Source organism: Mycobacterium sp., from assembly GCF_035499775.1.
Classification (GTDB): domain Bacteria; phylum Actinomycetota; class Actinomycetes; order Mycobacteriales; family Mycobacteriaceae; genus Mycobacterium.
The window spans coordinates 1-3,713 of record NZ_DATJYB010000454.1 but is presented as its reverse complement, the minus strand read 5'-3'; the positions used below and the strand labels follow the sequence as shown (position 1 = coordinate 3,713).

Annotated in this window: 3 protein-coding genes; 1 reads left to right on the top strand and 2 read right to left on the bottom strand. The window is 66.1% G+C overall.

All coding sequences use genetic code 11. The features are described 5' to 3' along the window. Positions 1–7 precede the first annotated feature (7 nt). On the bottom strand, positions 8–1,099 hold the full coding sequence (ychF, locus tag VML93_RS28120; RefSeq protein WP_325615535.1) for a redox-regulated ATPase YchF: 1,092 nt from the start codon (positions 1,097–1,099) through the stop codon (positions 8–10). Positions 1,100–1,215: 116 nt separating this feature from the next. On the opposite strand from ychF, the gene VML93_RS28115 reads away from it, so the two are divergent. Continuing rightward, positions 1,216–2,418, top strand: a complete 1,203-nt coding sequence (locus VML93_RS28115; protein WP_325615534.1) for a DUF6542 domain-containing protein — start codon at positions 1,216–1,218, stop codon at positions 2,416–2,418. 2 nt (positions 2,419–2,420) lie between these two features. Here VML93_RS28115 and VML93_RS28110 read toward each other — a convergent pair whose 3' ends face one another. Beyond that, on the bottom strand, positions 2,421–3,419 hold the full coding sequence (locus VML93_RS28110; protein WP_325615533.1) for a 4-hydroxy-3-methylbut-2-enyl diphosphate reductase: 999 nt from the start codon (positions 3,417–3,419) through the stop codon (positions 2,421–2,423). Between the last annotated feature and the right edge of the window lie 294 nt (positions 3,420–3,713).

The following is a 3,713-nucleotide window of genomic DNA, read 5'->3' as shown; positions in this document are numbered from 1 at the left end:
CTTGGATCTATTTGCTTGCTTTTGTTGTTGCTCCATGCCGGAATTCCACCACGTCGCCGTCGGCCATGATGTAGTCCTTGCCCTCCATCCGCACCTTGCCGGCCGCCTTGGCCGCCGTCATGGACCCGGCGGCGATCAGGTCGTCGTAGGACACGATTTCGGCCTTGATGAAGCCCTTCTCGAAGTCGGTGTGGATCACTCCGGCGGCCTTCGGCGCGGTGTCGCCTTGGTGAATTGTCCACGCCCGCGCCTCTTTTGGGCCCGCAGTCAGGAAGGTCTGCAGCTTCAGGGTGTGAAAACCCGCCCGCGCCAACGCATCTAGGCCACGCTCGGTCTGCCCGATCGACTCGAGCAGCTCGGCGGCCGACTCGTCGTCGAGTTCGGAGAGCTCGGACTCGATGGCGGCGTCCAGGAACACCGCATCCGCGGGCGCAATCAGCTCGCGCAGTTGCGCAATGCGCGCCGCGTCCGTCAGCACCGCTTCGTCGGCGTTGAACACATATAGGAACGGCTTGGTAGTCAGCAGGTTCAGCTCGCGCAGCACCGAAGTGTCCACGCCCGCAGCGAACAGCGTTGTCCCGCCGTCCAGCACCTGTTGGGCGGCCAGCGCGGCCTCATAGAGCGGCTTGCGCTCCTTGTTGTTGCGGGCCTCCTTCTCCAGCCGGGGCAGGGCGCGCTCCAGGGTCTGCAGGTCGGCCAGGATCAGTTCGGTATCGATCACCTCGATATCGGATTTGGGGTCCACCTGCCCAGTGACATGCGTCACGTCGTCGTCGGAGAACACCCGGACCACCTGGCAGATGGCGTCGCATTCGCGGATATGGGCCAGGAACTTGTTACCCAGCCCGGCCCCCTCCGACGCACCCTTGACCAGGCCGGCGATGTCGACGAACGTCACCGGGGCCGGGACAATGCGCTCGGAATCGAAGAGTTCGGCCAGCTTGGCCAGTCGCGAATCAGGTAGCGAGACGACGCCCTCGTTGGGCTCGATCGTTGCGAACGGGTAGTTCGCGGCCACCACATTGTTGCGGGTCAGCGCGTTGAACAGGGTCGACTTGCCAACATTGGGCAGACCCACGATTCCCAGGCTCAGGCTCACGGGGAATCAAGTCTAAGGCTCGGCAGCCAGGCCGGCCGAGATGGCGCATACATGCCACGCCCGGTCTTGACAAGGTATTTACGGGCCTTTGGCGCCATTGCCGGTACGGTCAACATGTGTCAGCTCAGCGGGCAAGGTCGGCAGTAGAGGCTTCCCACCGCTCGATCCTCCCCAATGTTCCGGGTGTGCCGTGGTGGGCAGCTGTGCTCATCGCCACGTCCGCGACGGTCTTGGGATACGCCATCGATGCCGGCCACAAAGAGCTGACCCACGTTTTCGCAGGCTGCTATATAGCCGGCTGCGTGATCGCCGTGCTGGCGGTACGGCAGTCGGGAGTGTTCACCGCGGTCATCCAGCCGCCCCTGCTCCTTTTCTGCGCGGTGCCCGGGGCCTACTGGTTGTTCCACGGCGGCAAAATCAAGGGCGTCAAGGATCTCCTGATCAACTGCGGTTATCCCCTCATCGAGCGGTTCCCCCTGATGCTGGGCACCGCCGGCGTGGTGCTACTGATCGGCCTGGTCAGGTGGTACTTCGGGATGACGCACCGATCGGCTGAGGTGACGGACGCCAAGGAAGCCCACGCCGACACAGCGGCCGGCACCGAGTCGAAGTCCTTTGTCAGCGGCATCGCGGCAAAACTGGCGTCGATGCTGCACGGCTCCGACGACGCGGCCGACGCGGCTTCCTCGACCGGCTCGCAGCCGGCCCATGGGGTGGGCCGGGCCGCCAGAGCCAGCCCGAAATCGAGCCGAGCGGCCCGCAGCAGTCGGTCCGCCCAGCGTCCGGCCCGATCCCGCTCCCGGCATTCTCGAGCGGCGTTACAGGATCAGCACGAACCGACCCCTGAGCGTCGGCGTCGCAGGAGCCAGCCACCCCACGACTTCGACGCGGCCGACCCGCCGCGGCGAGCACGCCGCCAGCGCCCGCAGGGTGATCCAGACTCGCGCAGCCAGCCGCCCCGCGAAGCCCGTCGAGACCCCCACGGTCGACGTGGTGGTTCCTACGAGCGGCCGCCGAGCCGGAGCAGCCGGTTTGATCCTTACGACGCGCAGGAGCCGCCACCCGAGCGGTTCGATCGATACGAGGCGCCCGCCGATCGCTACGAGTCCTACCAGGAGCCGCGGCGGCGCCCCACACCACCGCCCGGGCCGGGCAGCGCGAACTCCACTCACCACCCGATCTCGCAGGTGCGCTACCGCGGGTCGGCCCCGCGGGACGAACGTCGCGAGCCGCGCCGGGAAGACCCTCGCCCGGAACGGCGAGGTCGGTCGCGCGCGCCACGTCGACACCAGGCCGAATCCTGGGAATACGACATCTGAATTCAGAGGAGTTTCCGGATCTCCCGGGGCAGGGCGAACACCAGCGTCTCGTTGGCCGTCGTCACCGGTTGCACCACGTCGAAGCCGCACTCGGCCAGCCGTTCCAGCACGCCGCGCACCAGAACCTCGGGGACCGAGGCACCCGAGGTGACGCCCACCGTGGTGACGCCGTCGAACCACGCCGGCTCGATATCCTCGGCCCAGTCGACCAGGTGGGCGGCCCGCGACCCGGCGCCTAACGCGACCTCGACCAAACGCACCGAGTTCGACGAATTGCGCGAGCCGACGACGATCACCAGCTCACACTCGGGCGCCATCGCCTTGACCGCGACCTGCCGGTTCTGGGTGGCGTAGCAGATGTCGTCGCTGGGCGGGTCCTGCAGTTTGGGGAATCGCTTGCGCAATTGCTCGACGATCTCCATCGTCTCGTCGACCGACAGCGTGGTCTGCGACAGCCAGACCACCTTGTCCTCGTCACGGACGGTCACCTGCTCGACGGACTCCACGCCGTCGACGAGCTGCACATGGTCGGGCGCTTCCCCGGCGGTACCGACGACTTCCTCATGGCCTTCATGACCGATCAGCAGGATGTCGTAGTCGTCGCGGGCGAAGCGCCTGGCCTCGTTGTGCACCTTGGTGACCAGCGGGCAGGTCGCGTCGATGGTCTGCAGGTTGCGTTCGGCGGCCGCGGCATAGACCGTCGGCGCCACACCGTGCGCGGAGAACACCACGATGGCCCCCTCGGGAACCTGGTCGGTCTCCTCGACGAACACCGCGCCGGCGTTGGCCAGCGTGTCCACCACATGGCGGTTGTGCACAATCTCGTGACGCACATAGACCGGCGGCCCGTACTTCTCCAGCGCGCGCTCGACCGTCTCGACGGCCCGATCCACACCTGCGCAGTAGCCACGCGGCTCGGCCAGCAACACCCGCTTGCGGATGGGTCCGTCGGCTACCGACTTAGTTGCGCCGGGAATTCCCATGTCAACAGTGGGCGGCATGCCATTCAGGGTACTGACTGCGGGCGCGAGCTGGCCAGCTCGCGCAGACAGGACGATGTCAGTGCACTTCTTGCGTCAAGAAGTCGTGCGGCCAACTTGAAGTGCTACTGCCGCACTCACGAACGGATTAACCGCTTTTACCCTGTCTAACGCTCCGCACGACCGTGCCAATGATGCCAACTAAAGTGGCCAGGATACTGGCCAACCAAATCAGGAACACAGCGAGCGCAACGAACCCTAACCCGGGCACGCCACCAGCCGCGGGGTCATACGAAAGCTGCATGAGGAGATACA